General features: G+C 49.4%; 21 protein-coding genes. 2 read left to right on the top strand and 19 right to left on the bottom strand.

The window, feature by feature from the left end:
* Window positions 1–205: 205 nt before the first annotated feature.
* From trxB to hprK, 4 genes are all read right to left on the bottom strand, one after another.
* On the bottom strand, window positions 206–1153 hold the full coding sequence (gene trxB / locus ACYVSB_RS06130; protein WP_461218774.1) for a thioredoxin-disulfide reductase: 948 nt from the start codon (window positions 1151–1153) through the stop codon (window positions 206–208).
* A 91-nt stretch (window positions 1154–1244) separates the two neighbouring features.
* Window positions 1245–2267 carry an NAD(P)H-dependent glycerol-3-phosphate dehydrogenase gene (locus ACYVSB_RS06125; RefSeq protein WP_461218911.1) on the bottom strand — a complete coding sequence of 341 codons (1023 nt, stop codon included), beginning with the start codon at window positions 2265–2267 and terminating at the stop codon, window positions 1245–1247.
* 289 nt (window positions 2268–2556) lie between these two features.
* Window positions 2557–3411, bottom strand: a complete 855-nt coding sequence (lgt, locus tag ACYVSB_RS06120; protein ID WP_461218773.1) for a prolipoprotein diacylglyceryl transferase — start codon at window positions 3409–3411, stop codon at window positions 2557–2559.
* Window positions 3412–4362 (bottom strand): HPr(Ser) kinase/phosphatase, encoded by a 951-nt coding sequence (gene hprK, locus ACYVSB_RS06115; RefSeq protein WP_461218772.1) that lies wholly within the window; start codon window positions 4360–4362, stop codon window positions 3412–3414.
* A 146-nt stretch (window positions 4363–4508) separates the two neighbouring features.
* Here hprK and ACYVSB_RS06110 point away from each other — a divergent pair, with 146 nt between their 5' ends.
* Window positions 4509–4640, top strand: coding sequence for a hypothetical protein (locus ACYVSB_RS06110; protein WP_461218771.1), 132 nt, complete (start codon window positions 4509–4511; stop codon window positions 4638–4640).
* A 67-nt stretch (window positions 4641–4707) separates the two neighbouring features.
* Here ACYVSB_RS06110 and ACYVSB_RS06105 read toward each other — a convergent pair whose 3' ends face one another.
* The 4 genes from ACYVSB_RS06105 to ACYVSB_RS06090 form a co-directional block, all read right to left on the bottom strand.
* The gene (locus tag ACYVSB_RS06105) at window positions 4708–5007 is read right to left on the bottom strand and encodes a hypothetical protein (protein WP_461218770.1); all 300 of its coding nucleotides are present in this window, start codon (window positions 5005–5007) and stop codon (window positions 4708–4710) included.
* Between the two features lie 88 nt (window positions 5008–5095).
* The gene (locus tag ACYVSB_RS06100; protein ID WP_461218769.1) at window positions 5096–5347 is read right to left on the bottom strand and encodes a PspC domain-containing protein; all 252 of its coding nucleotides are present in this window, start codon (window positions 5345–5347) and stop codon (window positions 5096–5098) included.
* A gap of 29 nt (window positions 5348–5376) precedes the next feature.
* On the bottom strand, window positions 5377–6996 hold the full coding sequence (gene liaX / locus ACYVSB_RS06095) for a daptomycin-sensing surface protein LiaX (protein ID WP_461218768.1): 1620 nt from the start codon (window positions 6994–6996) through the stop codon (window positions 5377–5379).
* Between the two features lie 125 nt (window positions 6997–7121).
* Window positions 7122–7439, bottom strand: a complete 318-nt coding sequence (locus tag ACYVSB_RS06090; RefSeq protein ID WP_461218767.1) for a hypothetical protein — start codon at window positions 7437–7439, stop codon at window positions 7122–7124.
* 210 nt (window positions 7440–7649) lie between these two features.
* On the opposite strand from ACYVSB_RS06090, the gene ACYVSB_RS06085 reads away from it, so the two are divergent.
* Window positions 7650–7979 (top strand): hypothetical protein, encoded by a 330-nt coding sequence (locus tag ACYVSB_RS06085; protein WP_461218766.1) that lies wholly within the window; start codon window positions 7650–7652, stop codon window positions 7977–7979.
* On the opposite strand, the gene ACYVSB_RS06080 is transcribed toward ACYVSB_RS06085, so the two are convergent.
* From ACYVSB_RS06080 to ftsE, 11 genes are all read right to left on the bottom strand, one after another.
* Window positions 7917–8603 carry a YoaK family protein gene (locus tag ACYVSB_RS06080; RefSeq protein WP_461218765.1) on the bottom strand — a complete coding sequence of 229 codons (687 nt, stop codon included), beginning with the start codon at window positions 8601–8603 and terminating at the stop codon, window positions 7917–7919. The two genes, ACYVSB_RS06085 and ACYVSB_RS06080, sit on opposite strands and share 63 nt — an antisense overlap.
* A 231-nt stretch (window positions 8604–8834) precedes the next feature.
* Window positions 8835–9518, bottom strand: a complete 684-nt coding sequence (phoU, locus tag ACYVSB_RS06075) for a phosphate signaling complex protein PhoU (RefSeq protein ID WP_125600730.1) — start codon at window positions 9516–9518, stop codon at window positions 8835–8837.
* Window positions 9519–9560: 42 nt separating this feature from the next.
* Window positions 9561–10325 carry a phosphate ABC transporter ATP-binding protein PstB gene (pstB, locus tag ACYVSB_RS06070; protein WP_125600733.1) on the bottom strand — a complete coding sequence of 255 codons (765 nt, stop codon included), beginning with the start codon at window positions 10323–10325 and terminating at the stop codon, window positions 9561–9563.
* A 14-nt stretch (window positions 10326–10339) separates the two neighbouring features.
* Entirely contained in the window at window positions 10340–11149 is an 810-nt protein-coding gene (gene pstB / locus ACYVSB_RS06065; protein WP_125600736.1) for a phosphate ABC transporter ATP-binding protein PstB, read from the bottom strand.
* Between the two features lie 2 nt (window positions 11150–11151).
* Window positions 11152–12048: a phosphate ABC transporter permease PstA gene (pstA, locus tag ACYVSB_RS06060; RefSeq protein ID WP_125600740.1), complete on the bottom strand. Its 897-nt coding sequence runs from the start codon at window positions 12046–12048 to the stop codon at window positions 11152–11154.
* Window positions 12045–12974, bottom strand: coding sequence for a phosphate ABC transporter permease subunit PstC (gene pstC / locus ACYVSB_RS06055; protein WP_461218764.1), 930 nt, complete (start codon window positions 12972–12974; stop codon window positions 12045–12047). The genes pstA and pstC overlap by 4 nt, the downstream gene beginning before the upstream one ends.
* Window positions 12971–13834: a phosphate ABC transporter substrate-binding protein PstS family protein gene (locus ACYVSB_RS06050; RefSeq protein ID WP_461218763.1), complete on the bottom strand. Its 864-nt coding sequence runs from the start codon at window positions 13832–13834 to the stop codon at window positions 12971–12973. The genes pstC and ACYVSB_RS06050 overlap by 4 nt, the downstream gene beginning before the upstream one ends.
* 84 nt (window positions 13835–13918) lie before the next feature.
* The gene (locus ACYVSB_RS06045) at window positions 13919–15631 is read right to left on the bottom strand and encodes a sensor histidine kinase (protein ID WP_461218762.1); all 1713 of its coding nucleotides are present in this window, start codon (window positions 15629–15631) and stop codon (window positions 13919–13921) included.
* Window positions 15621–16322, bottom strand: coding sequence for a response regulator transcription factor (locus ACYVSB_RS06040; RefSeq protein WP_461218761.1), 702 nt, complete (start codon window positions 16320–16322; stop codon window positions 15621–15623). The genes ACYVSB_RS06045 and ACYVSB_RS06040 overlap by 11 nt, the downstream gene beginning before the upstream one ends.
* A 391-nt stretch (window positions 16323–16713) precedes the next feature.
* Entirely contained in the window at window positions 16714–17601 is an 888-nt protein-coding gene (gene ftsX, locus ACYVSB_RS06035) for a permease-like cell division protein FtsX (RefSeq protein WP_461218760.1), read from the bottom strand.
* A complete protein-coding gene (gene ftsE / locus ACYVSB_RS06030; protein ID WP_461218759.1) occupies window positions 17564–18277 on the bottom strand; it encodes a cell division ATP-binding protein FtsE in 714 nt (237 codons plus the stop codon). Before ftsE ends, ftsX begins: the two co-directional genes overlap by 38 nt.
* Window positions 18278–18285 lie beyond the last annotated feature (8 nt).

Raw genomic sequence — 18285 nt, 5'->3', positions numbered from 1 at the left:
TGCCTTGATCAAACTGGACTAGCGCTTTTATTAATCTTTAGTATAGGACGGATCTTTCAGCAGCACAACCGCTATAACGCCGTTACAACATCAAGCCGAGCTGCTGGGTCCGCGCTCCCCCGGAAAATTTCCACGCCATTGAAAAAACGCCATTGATCCTTGTCAAACCGATCAATGACGTTCAGTGTCTTGCTATATCCGTTAACTAGGCGGTCCGCCCGCTTTGTTCGTCTTGTAATTCTTGAATGAAATCGAAGGCCGCTTGTCCAGCCTGACCACCTTCACCGACCGCATTGGCGATCTGGCGCAGATGCTTCGCACGTACATCACCCACCGCGAAGACGCCGGGTACCTTGGTTCGAGTCTGCTCATCGGTTGGGATCCAACCCGCTTCATCCAACACGCCTAACGCGCGGAACGGTTCGGTCATCGGTTCAATCCCGACATATATGAAGACCCCAGCCGCCGGCAACTGCTTTTCTACCCCGCTGACCTTATCGCGATAACGAACATCAGTGATTTTCTGGCCGTCACCCTCAATAGCTTCAACTTGGGCATTCCAAACAAATTCGATCTTCTCGTTGGCCAAAGCCCGTTGTTGCAAAATCTTTTGCGCCCGTAGCTGATCCCGGCGATGAACGATCGTCACCTTGCTCGCCAACTGCGCCAAATAAATGCCTTCCTCAACAGCCGAATCCCCGCCGCCGATTACCGCGACTTCGCGGCCCTTAAAGAAGGCACCGTCGCAGACCGCACAGTAGGAAACACCCTTGCCGGAATAGTCTTCCTCGCCGGGAACCCCTAGATGACGGTGTTCCGCACCAGTAGCAATGATGACCGCTTTAGCTTGATACTCACCTTCATCGGTGATCACGGTTTTATAATCATGATGATCTTCAACTGTTTTAACGGTGCCATAGGTGTACTCAGCGCCAAATTGAGTGGCCGACGCGTACATTTTCTCGCCCAATTCTGGGCCTAAAATCGAAGTAAAGCCAGGATAATTCTCAATTTCTGCGGTATTATTCATTTGACCACCATAAATTCCTCGATCAAGCATCAATACCGACAGATTTGAGCGCGATGCATACAAGGCCGCCGTCATCCCACCAGGACCGGCCCCGATCACGATCACATCATATTGCTTTGTCATGGTCAAATCTCCCTTACTTTTAATAAGCTAAAATATACTACAAAAATCCTTTTTTGTCCACTAATTAGTTCACACTACTAAAAACGGCGGCTTAATAACGTTGAAAATCTAGCTCCCGCTTGCCTTTACGTTGCATCAACCGATCGATTTCCTCATGAACATCAGCATCCTCATAGAGGACCCGATAAATACTTTCGGAGATCGGCATTTCCACGTCGCACTGGGCGCTCAGTTCGTGGGCAGCTTTGGCGGTGCCCACACCTTCCACAACCATGCCCATGTTGGTCAGCACATCGGCCAACTTCTGACCCTGACCAAGCGCATTGCCACAACGCCAATTACGGGAATGGACGCTGGTACAGGTAACAATCAGGTCGCCAATGCCTGACAAGCCCATAAAGGTCAAGGGATTCGCACCCAGTTCAATGCCCAGCCGGCTGATTTCCGCAATGCCGCGAGTAATCAACGCCGCCTTGGTATTATCACCATACCCCAAGCCGTGTAGCACGCCTGCGCCGATCGCGATCACATTCTTCAAAGCGCCGCCTAATTCCACGCCAACCATATCATCATTCGTATACAACCGGAAATATTCGTTCATAAAAATGCCCTGGACCCACTCTGCGTCTTTGATGTTTTCCGAGGCAACGGTCAACGAGGTAATATCGTGGGTCGCCACATCTTCCGCGTGGCTGGGACCTGAGAAGATCACCAAACTTTGCGCCAATTCCGCAGGAAATTCATCGCCAATAATCTGGGAGATCCGCTTGTGGGAATTCTGTTCCAGGCCTTTCGTCGCGCTGATCAAGATTGGTTTCGCCCCGGTTTGAGCCAAAACCGCCGCGACTTGTTTCGCGACGATCCGCATCGCCGCTGTGGGAATCACGAACAAAACGCCCGCCGCATCCGCCAAAGTTGCTTCTAGATCCATGCTTGCTTCGACGGCAGGATCAATGGCAAACTCCGGCAAATAATGCCGATTCGTATGGGCTTGATTGATTTCGTCGGCGACTGGCTGGCTATTGCCCCACAGCATCACCTGGTGTCCATTATGGACCAACAGATCCGCTAAGACAGTGCCCCAAGATCCGGCACCTAATACTGCGATTTTCATTGGTTGACTTGGCAAAAAATCCACTCCTAATCTTTAAGTTCTTTTGAAACGTGTTCGCCTCCCCAGCGCTTTCCGCTTAGCTACGCGATTGCTCTGGAAGCCAAATCCTTGCTTCCAAAACAATCGCTAGGCTAATGCTCAAGCGCTACCCGGGGTGGCTCTCACTCTTTTTTGAAACGTGTTCGCTGACCTAGCTTCTTCCGCTTAACTACGCCAGGCTTCCGGTGGCGATGACCCCGCCGCCAAAATCCTGGCTAGGTTAATGCTCTGAAGCTGACCAGGTCAGCTCTCACTCTTTTTTTGACTTTGCTGGTCCAAATAAGGTATTTCCGTCCAAATACCATTCGATTGGTGGGTCTAGGCGGCGACGGGCAATGATCAACACGATTCCCACCACGATCAGGACTAGCGACAATGCCTGGGAAACGCGAATTGAACCGAACAGGTATAAACTATCGGTCCGCATTCCTTCGACCACCGCACGACCAATCGCGTACCAGACCACGTAACTGAGGAAGATCTCACCCTGCTTGAACAAGTGGTGACGGTGACGCAATGCCATCAGAAGGATAAACCCCAGTAAGCTCCAAACCGATTCATATAAGAAAGTCGGTTGGCGATAAGCACCATCGATCAACATCTGCTTGATCACAAAGTTCGGTAAGTGTAACGACTGCAAGAAGCCCAGCGTGGTTTTGGCGCCATAGGCCTCTTGATTCATGAAGTTACCCCAACGCCCAATGGCCTGGGCCAAGATCACGGTTGGCGCAATCACGTCGAGGACCAGCCAAGCCGGAATGAACCGTTTCGCGCAGAAAATCAGCAAAACGATCAAAGCGGCGATCAGCCCGCCATAAATGGCGATTCCGCCGTTCCAGATCTTAATGATATCCGCCGGGTGCGCGCGATAATAATCCCATTCGAAAATCACATAGTACAGCCGCGCGCCCACCAGGGATAGCGGCAACATCCAGAAAATCAGGTCCATCAGATCATCACCGCTGATATTACGGCGCGCGCCTTCACGTAGACTCATGTAAACCGCGATCAAAACGCCAGCTGTAATAATAATGCCATACCATTGAATAGGCAAAGGGCCCATCCGCAATGCTGTTGGATTCAAAGCTTGGATCAAATTCGTCATCTAGTGGTCACCCTCGTCTGTCGCAGAGTTTTCCTTGATCAAGGAACTTAAATTCTTTTCAAACATTTCTGTCGCGTCATAACCCATCTTCCGCGCCCGGAAGTTCATTGACGCGACTTCGATAATAATGGCCAAGTTACGCCCCACCTTAACAGGAACGGTGATTTTAGGGATCGGCACATCAAAAATCAATTGTTGCGCCTCATTGGTTCCTAGGCGATCATAATTTTGATCTTTCTGCCAGTTTTCCAAATTGACGATCAAAGAAATCTCCGTTTCCGTCCGCACAGCGCCGGCGCCGAACAGATTCATCACATCAATAATGCCAATGCCCCGAATTTCCATTAAATTCTTCAGGATTTTCGGTGCTTCGCCGACAATGGTATTCTCATCTTTTTGATAGACATCCACCCGATCATCGGCGATCAAGCGATGACCCCGCTTGACCAGTTCCAGGGCGGTTTCGCTTTTACCGACGCCAGAGTTACCCACGATCAACACGCCTAACCCATAAACATCGACTAGAACACCATGCATACTGCGGCGTTCAGCCAACTGATCGTGGAGATATTCTGTCAGTACACTGGATAAGCGCGTCGTCGGCAAATCCGAACCTAAGACCGGAATCCCGGCCGCCGTCGCCATGGCAATCAATTCATCCGGCGCAGGCAAACTACGACTGATCACCATGGCCGGCGTGTCCTTCTCCGACATCCGTTGGAAAATAACTTTACGCTCTTCCGCCGTTAGACTAGCCGCGAACGCCGATTCCGTCCGGCCAAACACTTGCAAACGATTATGGGGATAATAAGTAAAGTAACCAGTCAATTCCAAGCCTGGTCGCGAAATATCGCTGATCGTGATTTGTCGGTCACCCAAGAACTCTTTTCCTGAGAAAACGTGCAATCCCACCGCATCAACTAATTGTTTAACTGTAATACCTTCAGCCATGATTTCCTCCTGCGCCTTCATTTACCTTTAATTTTAACATTATTCCCTTGCTTTTTCAGCGAAATTCACTAGTTTACTTTCGGGCAAGACCAAGGACCCCGCAAATCTCGTCTGCAAAACCGCGGCAACCCGCCGCGGTCAAGGTCATGCCCCCCAGCACTGTCAGTCCCACGGCCAGCGTCAGCAACCTAGCGAACAGCGCCGGCGCTCAACAATTGACGCCGCAAGCGACGCAAACGCGACCGCCGCGCCAGCACAGCTCGCAAAAAGAAGCCTAGGCAAACACAATGTTTACCCAAGCTTCTCGCTCATTAAAGCAGTTTTCATTTATCTGAGTGGTCCAGCTTAGAAGTCGCTCCACTCGTCGTCATCATCAGCATGTTGATCACGCACATGGACATCATGCAAATCTTTCCGCGGCCGTTTCGTTGACTGATGCTCGTCGTAACTCTCATAGGTCATCGGTCGCGGCCGGGGCTCGCGACGTTGCCGACTAAAGATGAGATTGATCAAGGCAGCGATAATGATCACTGGCAAAAGGAATTTGAACATCCCCCAGACCAAGCCAACCGCGCCCGCAATCAGACTGAAGACCACGATCAACAATATTGGTATGAAAATCAAAAGTAAAATCAACGTTAACATATTAACACCTCGCTTATTATCCGTGGTCTGGCAACCCACACCTCATCGACTTGAAACTAACCGAGTCCCGCCAGGCGTGCCGGCTGCTCTAGAAATCGCTCCATTGACCATTGTCATCGACTGATTTCCATTTCTTCTCACTGTGCCCCGCATCCCGAGGTTCTTCCGGAATGACAATCCACAAAATGATATACAGGGCAATCGTCGAGCCCCAGCCTAACGCCAACACCGCGAAGATCACCCGAATCAAGGTCACATCGATATTGAAATAATCGGCTAAACCGCTACACACACCGGCGATTTTCACATCATGACGGGCGCGATATAATTTCTTTTTCATCCTAAACTCCTCCCCGAGTCAAACCGTTTCTAATTGTTGTCTTTCAAGAAAATCGAACCAGAAGTACTCGTCAGTTCAATTTTAGCACCATTATCGCCACGTTTAAAGGTCACGTTAGCACCGGTGGTTGACCGACTATCAACAATTTCCAAGTTGTAACTGCGGGTATTAACATTGCCAAATTTCGTTTGACCGTGACCAGCAAAAGCCAGGTCCCGTGGTAACGAAACTTTCACATTGCCATTGACAGAGGAAATGTTCAGGCGATGCAAATCGTTGTTGGTCAATGACGTTTTGATCGAGCCGTGGACCGTGGAGAATTCGCCAGCTTGGACCTTGCCTGCGACGATCACCGAACCATTGACTGTACTCAGCAGACCTTGGCGCAAATCAACTCCTTGTAACTCTACAGTGCCGTTGGTATCCTCAATTTCCACCATGGTTCCCTCAGCGCCATTTAGCGTGATCTTGCCATTGGTGGTCTTGAGGTACGCATCCTTGAAGTGCAATTGTTCCGCGCGCAGGCCGCCATTCAATAATCGAACATTGATGTGGTCATAAGTCCGTTCAGGCAAGAAAATCTCTAGATTAGCACGAATCCGCTTGTTCGGCACCTGGAAGATGAAATGATCATCGTTCACATCGATGCGACTACGCTCCGCGAAAGCTGAAAGCAAATCGCCATCCAACTTACCATAAAACTTGATATCGGCAACGACCTTGATGTCCTCGCTGTCCCAAGTTTGTAAAACCACATCACCATTGGCATTCTTAATATCTAAAATCGAAGCGGTGCAAGCCGGATAAACGAAGTCATGCTTCAAACTTGTTGAAGCCAAGCCAGGAACCTTGACCGTCACATCGTTCCAATCAATATTGTCAACCACGCTTTTGACGGTATCGCGAACGTATCCGCCTATTTGGGTGCCAAAATCAGCCATTTTATCGCCGAAATTACCGAACGTTTCCGCGGTTTGATCGCGAATATCATCGAAATGGATACTGGCCTTGATCCGGTCCCGGGTGATCTTAGCAATCTGCTTATTCAAATCGCTGATTTTGTGATTAAGCTCATCCAGGGTCAACTGCAAGTTTTCGATGGTCTGCTGCAATTCCACGACCCGGCGTTTTGCCGCACCACGCTCTTCACGCTTCTCATCGGTCAAGCTATCCAGATCTTCCATCGCATCGATCACCGTGATGTGCTCTTGATCAAAATCGATCTGCTTCTGCACTGCGGCAATTTTCCGATTGGTTTCTGATTGTGACTGGATGCATTCACCTAACTCCGCCTTCAGCCGATTCAATTCGTCTTCATAGCGTTGTTGGTCTGCGTCGCCAGCAGCGGCATCATCATCAGCGCGTTGCTGATCGGCTTCAGCCCGATCTGCTTCGGCTTCTTTTCTATCAGCTTCGGCCTCGGCGCGATCGCGCTCTGCCTCGGCAGCTTCATCAGTATCTTTAACTTGGGTCGAAGTGGCATCAGCTTGTTTAGCTTCAGGTTCTGACGTGGCTTGGTTGGTTTTGAAATTAACAGTTTGTTCGGCTTCGGAATTTTTCTTGGCTAAGTTCTCCAGCAGAACCAAACCTTCTTCTGAGGTAATGACACCTTTTTTAACTAATTCTAGAATACGTTGACGTTCATTCATATCGATAACCTCCATTGGTCACTTCGCATTGATTACATTCTCTATTATGCCTGTTTATTTCGGTTTCGTCATAGGCCTTAGGGTGGATTTTCGGCTCAGACCTGTGACTTTTTTGCGGAGAATGGCTAAAACGATAATAGTAGGTTGGCCGCAGCTTGCGCTGCGAAATTCGGGGTGAGCTCGCTGTGGGCGCTGTTTTGAGCCAATCCGCAAAGTACGCGGCTTGTCTCAAAATCAGGCCTTGGTCTAAGTGGCAGAGCCACTAAGACCAATTTCACGGCGATCTCACCCCGAATTTCTCCGCTCCAGCCGCTCGACGTTTTAACAGCCGTTTGAGCACTCACGCCATCTGGCAAGCTATCGTCAATTGATGGGGAGCCACGCACTTGACGACCGTGGTTAGTGGTCACAAGCTTTGAATGGGTGACACCAATGAAGCCCATCTGATGAACAAACCCAGTTCTTAGTGAATCAACTGAATCGGCCGATTTCCATCTGTAGATTGTTTAGGGAACAGGTAAAGATGTCCAATCAATGCAAACTGTATCGACCTACTAATTCAAATCTGCTGATGTTGCCATACTACACCCCAAAAGCGGGCAATTGTTTGACCTCTAGCTTGCAAAACCACTTCGCCTAATACCCAACTTTGATTGCAGATAGGCTCAATTCTGTTCAGCAACCGGCTGGGACTGCGCGGCTCAGTGGTGAAATTGTCCTTGGCGGCTTTGCCGCTTAGGACAAGGCTCGATTTTGAGACAAGCCGCCGGTCTTGCGGATTGGCTCAAAACGATGCCCACCACGTTCCAGTCCGCATCAGCAGTCCCAGCCGGTTGCGCTCACGCACAACGCCCTACCAAATCTGCAATCAGAAGAAATCAAAAAAACGTTCCGCAAAGGAACGTTCGCAAAATAACAGATTAAATGGCTTCTTCTTGGCCATGCCGTTGCATAATCAGCAGAATCGCCAAGACACAAGCTAGATCGGCGCTGATGAACAACACCGTCGCGTTGTGATAAATCGGCGTCAACAGCCCGCTGATCACCGCGCCCAGCATAAACGCCACCACGATCAATAGCGTTTCTAGCGCCTTACGTAAGTTCTCCGGTTCTTTTTTCAGGAGGGCCAACCAGAGAAAGACGGCGGTATTCCGTAAGTTACCGGTCGTCATGGTGGTGGCAAAAGGACGGCCGCGAACTTTTCTGAAAGTTTGATATTGAATCGAGGCAATCAATGAAATCAAGCAGGTGACCCAAATATTCTTGAGATGGGGGCTGACAAACGCTACAATGATCAGCCCGACGATTTCCACGATCAGGACAATGTGTTGCCAAAGAAAGCGATCATTCTTGTCAAAGTGGTGTTCGATCGAGACCGTCGCGAAAACACCGATGAAAAAGGCCAGCAAAGGAAACAGATAACGCCCCAGCATTTCCAGGTGACCCTGCGCCAAATGCAGTGTCAGCAAAATCACGTTACCGGTTTGTAGTCCCGCAAAAACTTGACCATGATTAAGATATGAGTAAGCGTCCAATGCCCCACCGGCCATGGTCAGCAAAAAGCCGATCAGTAAGTGCTCATGCATGGGATCGCATTCCTTAGACAAAAATTGGTCTCCTCCTCAAACGTTATGCCTTCTAGTATACTATTTTCAGAAAAAAAGACCAGCTTTCCCGCCCTTTTTACGGAAAATCCGGAAAAAAATAGCAGAAATCAGCAAATTCGCATTAAATAAACCTGCCTTGGCCATTAGCAAGGCATTTCGCGAACGCACATGATCGCGAAAACAATGAAAAAACAGACCCAAGCAAACCCGGTCTGTTTCATAACATTCGTTTTAGAAGATGTTGTCCTCTTTGGCATTGGCATTCAATTCCACCAATTTCCCAGTTTCAAGGTAAACAATCCATTCACAGATGTTGGTCACGTAATCGCCGATCCGTTCCAAATAGCTGTCAACCAACATATAATCCATGCTACCAACAATGGTATCTGGGTCGGATTGCATTTGTTTCAGGCACATTTTATAAACTTTGCCGGAGAAAGCGTCAATATTTTTGTCTTCCAAGGCGATTTCCCGGGCCCGTTTCATGTCTGCCTTGACGTAAGCGTCCAGAACTTCTTCGACCATCTGCTTGACCTTGGTCGCCATTTCCGCCAAGGTTTGTTCAATTTCAGGAACACGGACATTGCCCTTGACCCGAATCGTTGACTTGGCGATACTGACCGCATGATCACCCATTCGTTCCAGATCGGAGCTGGCCTTCATCACCGTGACGATCATTCGCAGATCACCAGTCACGGGTTGTTGTAGGGCAATCATTTCGAAGGAACGTTTCTCCAGATCGACTTCACGCTGGTTGATGCGCGCGTCGGCCTCAATCACTTCCTTGGCTAGCGTTTTATCATGATTGATAAAGGCATTGACGGATTTATAGATGGCTTCATTGACCATCATTCCCATTTCTGAGAAACGGACGTGGAGATCATTCAACTCATCTTCAAAATTTCTTCTGAACATTCACTTTACCTCACTATTCATTCTTGATTGTCATGATCTCAACTAGCCAAAGCGTCCGGAAATATAATCTTCCGTTTCTTTCTGTTGCGGCTGGAGGAAAATATCCCGCGTCTGACCGTATTCGATCAACTCACCTTGTAAGAAAAAGGCGGTCCGATCAGACATTCGGGAAGCTTGTTGCATATTCCGGGTCACAATGACAATACTATAATCATTTTTTAATTCTAACATGGTTCGTTCGATCTCACTACTGGAAATTGGATCCAGCGCGCTGGTTGGTTCATCCATCAACAGAACCTTCGGCCGCGTCGCCAAAGCGCGGGCAATGCAGATCCGCTGTTGCTGACCACCAGATAGGCCCATCGCGTTCTCGTGCAACCGGTCCTTCACTTCATCCCAGATCGCGGCGGCTTGCAAACTACGCTCCACCGCTTCGTCCAAAACTTGCTTATTCTTCTCACCCGAGATCCGCAGGCCATAAATCACATTATCATAGATCGAAAAAGGAAAGGGATTGGGCTGTTGAAACAGCATCCCTACTTGTTTACGTAATTCCACCGCGTCCATGCTGGGCGCATAAATATCTTGGTCATTTAACTTGACCGTGCCGGTCACCGTCACATTGGGAATCAGGTCATTCAACCGATTAATGGTTTTCAAGAGACTCGACTTGCCGCAGCCGGACGGTCCAATGACCGCCGTGATCTCGTTTTTACGGAAATCGATGGAGACACCACGCAGGGCCTCAAGCTGTCCGTAATACAAATGGAGATCTTGAACAGTGATCACATTTTTGTTTTCTGCCATGCTCAAACTCCTTTTTAGCCGAAATGTCCGGAAACATAATCTTCAGTGGCCTTGATTTTCGGTCGGGTGAAGATCTTCCGGGTCTCATCGTATTCCAGCGCATCGCCTAAATGGAAGAAGGCGGTGTAATCGCTGATCCGTCCAGCTTGCTGCATATTGTGGGTCACGATAATGATCGTATAATGTTCCTTCAATTGCAGTAGCGTGTCCTCGACGGTGGCGGTAGAAATCGGATCCAAAACACTCGCCGGTTCATCTAACAACAAAATATCCGGTTGCATCGCGATGGCCCGGGCAATACAAAGTCGCTGCTGCTGACCACCGGATAATGCCAAAGCGCTTTGGTGCAGATCATCTTTGACCTGTTCCCACAAGCCCGCCTGTTTCAAGGTCGTTTCCACCATCTCGTCCAAAGCGGCCTTGCGCCGTTCACCATGGCGTTTCGGCGCGAAGGTGATGTTGTCGTAAATCGATTTAGCGAAGGGATTAGGCTGCTGGAAGACCATGCCAATATGCTTGCGCATTTCATAAACATCAATGTCATTGCTATTCACGTCCAGACCGCGGTACATGATTTTACCAGTGACCTTGGTTCCGAAAATATTATCATTCATCCGATTCAACGAACGCAGATAAGTGGATTTCCCCGAACCAGAGGCGCCGATCAATGCGGTGATCTTAAAACGCTCGAAAGCCAAGGAAACGCCGTGAATCGCTTCTTTCGTGCCGTAAGAAACGTGAAGGTCATCTGTGGACAAGGCAATTTCATGTTGACCATCATCTAATTCTTTCAAATAACGTTGGGAACGATCATATTTTTCCATGCTTAACCTCGCTCCCTTGCGCCCGTCAAATGACGATATAATTTATTACCGAAATACCGAGCCGCAAAATTAAATAACAAAACGAATAAGATCAAGATTGCTGATGAACCGGCAGAGACTGCGCTGGCATCAGGAATAATGCCTTCAGAGTTGATCTTCCAGATGTGGACCGCCAATGTTTCGGCGGAGCGCAATGGATTCAGGGGACTGGCAATATAAGTTGGATTCCAATTGCTGAAGTCTAGTGGCGGTGAACTTTGGCCAGCTGTATAAATCAGCGCGGCCGCCTCACCGAAGACCCGGCCGGCGCCGAGGATCATCCCCGTCAGAATCCCAGGTAACGCCGCCGGAACGACCACGTGCGTCACGGTTTCCCAGCGTGACAAGCCTAATGCATACCCTGCTTCACGCTGGGTGTAATGCACTGCTTGTAAGGAATCTTCAACTTTTCGCGTCAATAAGGGCAGGTTGAAAACAGTCAAGGCCAAGGCCCCGGAAAGAATCGAGAAGCCTAACTTCATGTTGATCGAGAACACCAGAAAGCCGAATAAGCCCACGACAACTGATGGCAAGGAGCTCAGGATTTCGATCATGTTGCGGATCAAATCGGTCAACCAATTCTTCGGCGCGTATTCAGAGAGATAAATGCCGGCGCCTAAAGACAGCGGAATTGAGATCAACATGGAGAGAATCAATAAATACAAGGAGTTGAATAGCTGGATGCCGATCCCACCACCAGCGGCGAACGAGCTTGAGCGGCCGGTAATGAATTTCCAAGTCACATGGGGCAAACCAGAAATCAGGATATACAAGAGTAAGAAAGCGAGCACGACAATGATGAAGCCCGAAATCAGGTACAACATGGTTGTCGCCACTTTATCCCATTTACGTGGTGTCATCGATGCATCGCTCCCTTCTTGGCAATTCGCCGAATAATGAGGTTAAAGACTAACGGCATGATCAATAGCAATAAGGCCAAAGACCAAAGCGCGTTATTACTTAAGGTGCCCATCACTGAGTTCCCCATGCCCATGGTCAAAACTGACGTCAAGGTGGACGCGGGAGAAATCAAGTTACTTGGTAGCAGCATCGCGTTCCCGATCACCATTTGCACGGCTAACGCCTCGCCAAAAGCCCGAGACATCCCGAAAACGATCGCGGTGATAATGCCAGAAGTTGACGCCCGTAAAACCACTTTATAAATCGTTTGCCAGCGAGTCGCGCCCAACGCTAAGGATGCCTCACGATAATTTCGCGGGACCGCGTTCAAAGCGTCAATGGTCATGGACGTGACGGTGGGCAAGATCATGACAAACAAGACAAAGGTCCCGGACAAGATGCCAAAACCACTACCTCCAAAGGTCCGCCGCACAAAAGGAACCACGACGGACAGGCCAATAAACCCATAAACAACGGAAGGAATCCCCACCAGCAATTCGATCACTGGCTGTAAGATTTTTTTGCCGACTTTCGGTGAGATCTCGGTCATAAAGACAGCCGCGCCAATCGCGAACGGCGTCGCGACGATCGCCGCTAAGAAAGTAACGCCGAAAGAGCCCACGATCATGGGGAGCGCCCCGACTTGAGGGTTGCCTTGCGCATCGGTGGTGCCTGGGTTCCAGACGGTCCCGGTCAGAAATTTCCAAAGATTGACCTTATCTTTAAAGAACGTCGCCAACCCTTTTGAGGCGACGAAGTAGAAGATCGCCAAGACGACGGTCAAGATAATCGCGATACACAACCCGGTCAAAATCTTCCCAAAGCGTTCGTTTTTAGTTGCCCGCGAGCGTTTCAACAAACTCGCACGAATTTCATCATTTTTCATGAGTTGATTTTCGCCACCTTTCCTTTCAATGTCCGGCTGACCTTCATGTCGTTGACGGGAATATAACCCATTTCCGCGACGACCTTCTGTTGGATCTTGTCAGACAGCACGTAAGCCATGAAACGTTTGGTCAGGCCAGTCGGTTGGCCGTTGGTGTACATATGCTCATAGGACCAGATCTGCCACTTGTTGGTCGTCACATTGGCCGAAGTTGGACTCACCCCGTCAACTTTAATGGTTTTGATCGTTTTATCAACGTAGGGAAAGGCCATGTAACTGATCGCGCCCGGGGTGGAAGCCACGATCTGGCGCACCATGCCGGTTGAATCCTGTTCCTGAGCCTGCATTGAGGTCTGCCCCTTCATGACCCAACGCTCAAAAGTATCGCGCGTGCCCGAACCTTGAGCCCGATTGATCACCACAATGGTCTGATCAGGTCCCCCCAATTGTTGCCAATTCGTGATGTCCCCGGAGAAAATCTTAGCCAACTCCGCGGTGCTCAAATTTGTCAATTTCAATTTAGGATTGATCACCGGGGTGACCCCGACAACCGCCACTTTATGATCGACCAATTTACTGGCGTCGATCCCGCTTTTCTGGCCGGCATACAAATCGGAATTGCCGATTTCCACTGAACCCGATTGGATCTGCGACAAGCCGGTCCCGGACCCGCCACCTTGAACGTTGACGAATTCGCCACTGTTCTCTTTGGTAAATTCATCCCCCGCCGCTTCAACTAACGGTTGTAACGCCGAGGAGCCGACGGCGGTGATCGACTGTCCGGTTTGCTTGAATTCGCAGGCCGTCAGCATCAAGGTCAAGGCTGGCAGGCCTAGCAAGTAGAGCCATTTTTTCTTCAAGTTTAAGTCCTCCAAGTTAACTACCTAACTAGTATACGAGGCCAATGTAACAGATAATCACGTTCTTTGTAAATTTTAGGTAAATTATTCAACGTGGTTGACTGGTAAGGTCACGATAAACGTGGAACCGACCCCTAACTGGCTTTGCACGGTCACCTGACCATTGAGCTGATCGACCAGATTGGCGACAATGGCCAAGCCCAAGCCGGTGCCCTTCTCCGTAGCGTTATGAGCGTGATCGGCCCGATAAAAGCGTTCGAAGATCCGCGTCTGGTCCTCCGTTGTCAGCCCGATCCCAGTATCACGCACCTTGATCGTGGTGGCGGTCGCCGTCGTCGCCAAGGCCAGCGTTATTTCGCCCTGTTCCCGATTGTAACGGACCGCGTTGGTCACCAAATTCTTGATGATCTGTTCCAACTTCACTTCATCCGACAGAATCGGACCCGTGTATTGCGCCACATCAAGATTAACTTTCAATTGCTTGGCCTTGATCGGGTCTTGCAAAACTTTGATTGTTTGTTGCGCGACTTGCTCCAAATTGACTGTCTGCCATTTGATCGGCATGTCTTGATCGGCCCGAGAGAGCAACAGGATATCGTGGATCAACTCCTCCAAATGATGAGCCTGTTCGGCAATCGTTTGGATGAATTCCCGTGATTTGATCGAATCATGTTGCGCGCCGGCCAACAATGTTTCCGCATACCCGGCGATCACGGTCACCGGTGTGCGCAACTCATGGCTGGCATTGGCGACAAAGTCCAGTTGCATTTGTTCATTTTGCTTGATCTCGGTCAGATCATACAACATCACCAAAACGCGCATATCATTCAGTTCCGCTTCATCGCCGATCAAAGAGATCACATCAGCTTCCACAAAGCGCCCGTCATCGCCAACCAACTGAATATCCCGGCGTTGATGACGCTTGACCGTTGGCTGCCGCAGCGCGTGCTCGATCATGCGACTGAGGGCATAAGTTTTGACATAATCCACATAATTCTCCGCGGCGCTGTCGATTTTCGCCACATTCAAAATCGTCGCGACCGCTTGATTGGCCATTTCCACGCGACCATCACGATCGAGTAGCATCACGCCCAAGGGCAAATTATTGATCAGGGAACGGAAACTCTTCTCATGAAGTTGGGCCGCCAACAATTGTTGATCGCGGATCTGGCTCAAATCCTTCAATTGATTGCCTAAGAGGAAGAAAGGATCGTCCGCCGTGAAAAGGACCGGTTCCGGTTCCTGCTGCTGAGTGATCGCCACCACATTGTGGCGCAATAAGCCTAGCTTACGACGCACACTCTTTTGGTGTTGCCACATCAACCAGAAAAAGGCCGCGATCAACAGCCAATAAAGCAGCGAAAAGGTCACCCAAAGCGCCCGGAAATCGCCCCAAATACTGGCCAACGGTTGCACCAGCATGGCCTCGTTCTGCTTAGAGGCGCTGTCACTGATCAGGTACAACAAATACCGACGTTGCCGATACTCCACCTTCAAATAAGGCGCGCCGGTATTGACCAAATTATGTTTCGCCACGTTTTGGGCGACCTTGGCCAACTCAGACGTGCCAGTGACCGGCAAATCAACCACTTCAACTTGATAATTTCGTTGCCAGCGCTTCAAAGTTTGGGCCTTGGCCTGACCCAAGAGGGCATCCTGATAATCCTGTCCCAGCGCTTTGACCTGTTCCTTTTGGGTACTTTGAATGAAATGATTGCCCATGAAAAAGAAGGCAAAATAAAAAATGAGCGCGCAAATTCCGACGATCAACCAGCGTAATTTCTGTTTATGCTTCAACTTTCGTAACCTCCAAACGATAACCAAACCCCCGCACCGTCAACAAAAACGTTGGGTGTTTCGGATCTGGTTCGATTTTATCTCGTAAATGGCTGATCTGCATGTCCACCATCCGACTCATAATGGCTTCATGGGTCTGCCAAACATTAGTCATGATCTGCTGCCGTGAGATCACTTTGCCGCGGTGCTGCACCAAATAGGTCAACAACTCAAATTCTTTGCGGGTCAAATGAAGCCGTTCACCTGCCCGGGTCACGAAGCTTTCCCCAGTTTGCCAGGTGGTTTCCGCGAAAACGACTTGGTCGCCGGTCAACGGCGCCGTCGTCACCTGGACGCGCCGCCGGATTGCTTTGATCCGCGCCAGCAATTCCCTGGGGCTAAACGGCTTCGTCATATAATCATCCGCGCCAAGTTCTAAACCAATGATTTTGTCGGCTTCCTCATGACGGGCCGTCAACATAATGATCGGTGTTTGGACCTCGGCCTGACGCAAGCGTTTGGTCACTTCGATCCCGTCCATTTTCGGTAGCATCAAATCTAAAACAATACAATCAAACTCTTCGGCCACAGCCAGCTGATAGGCGCTTTCCCCATCACCGGCAGTCGCAACTTGATAACCAACTTGTTCCAGGTTGTAGCTGATCAATTGCTGGATCGCGACCTCATCATCAACGACCAAGATTTTCACCATAAATAACCCCACGTTCCCCAAGTAATGTCTAATCGAGTCAGCGCTTTCTAGCTAATCTACTGATTTAAGTATAGCATTTTCTGCCGTAAAAGTTGAATGCGGTTCTCAATTCCAGCAAATCTCCCTGGATCCCCGGCGCCACACCCACGAAAAAAAGCCTGATCGCCAGCGCGAACAGACTTCTTGACTTGGTTCTTTTGAATGATCTATTTAAAGAGCTACTTTAATGACCCCAAAAAATTCTAGACCAATTTTAATGAGCTATTCAATGATAGATTTTAATGATCTATTCAATGAGCTATTCAATGATAGATTCAACAGCAACTGCAACCTAGCCGACCTTAAAAATAGCGCCAGCCTTCAGGTAAATACGTGACTTGTGGTAAAGGCCCTAGACCTTCAAGAAACGACGCATGGAGATGGCGGCGCCGAAAGCCCCGATCAACATGGCCACTAAAACCAACGTTAAGTTCAACGGCCAGATCAATTGACCCGGTGTCATCAAACTGTAGCCAGAGGTCGCCAATTGCCGACCAACCGCGCGGAAAACATTGGCATAGCCAAGATCAATGATCACCAGCGGCACGATCGCCCCTAGCAAGCCGGTCCATGCGCCTTCCAGAATGAACGGCCAGCGAATGTACCACCGAGTCGCCCCAACTAAGCGCATGATTTCAATTTCATTGTGCCGCGACAAAATCGTAATCCGAATCGTGTTTGCAATCAAGAAGATCGCCACAATCAGTAAAAGGACTGAGAAGCCCACGCCATAATTACGGACGCTATCCATCGTTCGGAACAATTTCTTGGCCTCATCGCCACCATAATTTGCTTTGGCGACATGCTTCAATTTGGCGGCCTTTTTCGCGATGGCGACGGTTTGTTCAGGGTTGGTCGCTTTGATCGTATAAACATCATTCAACGGATTATCATCGCCACCGAACATTTTGAAAGAATCCCCATACTGGCTGACAACTTTCTTCAATTCATTCGCTTTCGAAGAATAAGTCACTTTGGTCACGCCTTGCAGCGACTTTAATTTTGTTTCCAATTGATCCTTTTGCGCGTTGGTGGTCTTGGGCTCGACCAAAACATGGACCCGAACGTCGCTTTCCACGTCATGAGACAGCTTGGTGACGTTGAAAACAACCGCTAAGGAGATCCCCACCAACAGAATTGTCACGGCGACCCCACTGATTGCCGCGAAAGCCATCCAGCCGTTACGTTTCAGGCTCCGCAGACTATCGCGCAGATGTCGTTTGATTGTTGTCCAATTCATGTGTGTATTGTCCTCCTTGTTCGTCACGAATGATTTGACCTGCAGAGATCTCAATCACACGATGGGGTAATTCATCAACGATTTGTTGGTTATGGGTTGCCATAATGATCGTTGTCCCGCGATTATTGATGCGTTGCAAAATATCCATGATGCCTTCAGTGGTTTGGGGATCCAAGTTCCCCGTCGGTTCATCAGCGATCAGAATTTTCGGCCGATTGACAATGGCTCGGGCGATCGCGACCCGCTGCTGCTGACCCCCGGATAACTCGTTAGGAAAATGGTCGGCCTGCTTTTCCAAGCCCACATCGTTCAAAACTTGCTCGACCGCTTCTTTGATTTCGGAATCGCTTTTCCCGATAACTTGGAGCGCGTAGCCGATATTCTCGCCGACGGTCATTTTCGGCAACAATTTAAAATCCTGGAACACGACCCCTAGTGTCCGCCGCAATTGAGGCACTTGTCGCTCTTTCATTTGGCGCAGATCGAAGTTATTGATTTGAATGAAGCCACTGGTTGGCACCAGCTCACGGTACATGAGCTTGATCAACGTCGATTTACCGGCGCCACTATGTCCAACTAAATAGACAAATTCGCCTTGTTCGACGGTCAGCGTTACATTTTTTAAAGCCGAGACGCCATTGTCGTAGCGTTTCTCAACATTTAAAAGCTTAAGCATTTTGTCAC

The organism is Lapidilactobacillus salsurivasis (assembly GCF_054785215.1).
This window is presented reverse-complemented; position numbering and strand designations above follow the sequence as displayed.